The sequence below is a fragment of the Paenibacillus sp. NPDC055715 genome (assembly GCF_053617595.1).
Genome location: NZ_JBSHGA010000035.1, coordinates 1 through 1,752, shown reverse-complemented (window position 1 = coordinate 1,752; position 1,752 = coordinate 1). Strand labels below are relative to the sequence as shown.

At 55.1% G+C, this 1,752-nt stretch carries 1 protein-coding gene; it reads left to right on the top strand.

Annotated elements, in window-relative coordinates:
- Positions 1 to 1,752 (top strand): condensation domain-containing protein (locus tag ACWGOO_RS22300; protein ID WP_452486940.1); only part of this gene is annotated, 1,752 nt, incomplete at both ends.

Here is a 1,752-nt window from a genome sequence, read left to right as displayed (position 1 = left end):
GGAAGGGGAAGCGGGAAGCGGAACGGAGTACGTCGCACCGCGAAATGAGCTGGAAACGAAGCTGGTGGCGATTTGGCAGGAGGTGCTGGGGCTTGCGAAGGAGATTGGCGTTCACGACAACTTCTTCGACATCGGCGGCCACTCCCTGCGGGCGACGACGCTGGTCAGCAAGATTCATAAAGAGTTGAACGTGGATCTGCCGCTGCGCGACGTGTTCCGCCATTCCATGATCGAGAGCATGGCGGCCGTCATTTCCCAACTGGATGAGCAGACATTCGTTTCCATTCCGGTGGCGGATGACCGAGAGGTGTACCCGCAATCTTTTGCTCAAAAACGTCTCTTTATCCTGAATCAACTGGAAGGCGCGGAACTTAGCTACAACATGCCGGAAGCGATGCTGCTGGAGGGTGCTTTGGACCGGGCAAGGTTCGAAGAAACGTTCCGTAAGCTCGTGGCGCGGCATGAAATGCTGCGCACCGGGTTCGAAATGGTGGATGGTGAAGCATCGCAGCGTTTTTACCAGGACGTGAATTTTGCCGTGGAGTTCTATCAAGCGGATGAGCAAGAGGTCGAAGAGACGGTTCGCCGTTTCGTCCGTCCGTTTGACTTGGCGAAGCCTCCGCTGCTGAGGGTAGGCCTTGTCGAGCTGGCTCCAGAACGACATATTCTAATGTACGACATGCATCATATTATTTCCGACGGTGTCTCGATGGAAATCTTTGTTGAGGAATTCGTCCGCTTGTACGGCGGCGAGCAATTGGAGCCTCTGCGCATTCAGTACAAAGACTACACCGTTTGGCAGCATTCGCAGGAGCAGAAGGAACGGCTTCAACGTCAGGAGGCGTACTGGCTGGACATGTTCCAAGATGAGCTTCCGGTGCTGGAAATGCCGACCGACTATCCGCGTCCGGCCGTGCAGAGCTACAAAGGCCAAACGCTGGAGTTTTTCTTCGACGCTTCGAAAACCGACGGCCTGAAGCAGTTGGCCTCGGAAACGGGCACGACGCTGTTTATGGTGCTGCTTGCGGCGTATAACGTCCTTCTGCATAAATATTCAGGTCAGGAAGACGTGATCGTCGGTACGCCGATTGCCGGAAGGAATCATGGAGATGTGCAGCCGTTGATTGGGATTTTCTTAAACACGCTGGCTATCCGCAGTTATCCGGCTTCGGAGAAGACATTCCTGACATACCTGAACGAAGTCAAAGAAACGACCCTCCACGCCTTCGAGCATCAAAACTATCCGTTCGAAGAATTGGTGGACAAGGTGCAAGTCACCCGTGATTTAAGCCGCAATCCGCTCTTCGATACGCTGTTTACGATGCAGAATACGGAGGACGAGGAATTTGAGCTGGAAGGGCTTCGCCTGATTCCTTATCCGAGCGCACTGGATACCGCGAAGTTTGATATCAGCTTGGATGTGGGCGAGGAGAACGGCGGCTTGGATTACAGCTTCGAATATGCGACGGCTCTCTACAAAAGGGAGACGATTGAACGGCTGGCGAAACATTACGAGCAACTGCTCATAACGATCGTAAGCCGTCCGGATGCGAAGATCGCCGAGCTGAACTTGCTGACGGCAGAGGAAAAAGAACAAATTCTCGGCGCGTTCAACCCGGCGCAACCGGAAGCGGCTCCTGCGTCGGCGTTCCACCGGCTGTTCGAGGAACAGGCGGAGCGTACGCCGGAAGCGGCGGCCGTCGTGTACGAGAACGACCGGCTGACGTATGCGGAGCTGAACGAGCGGGCGAA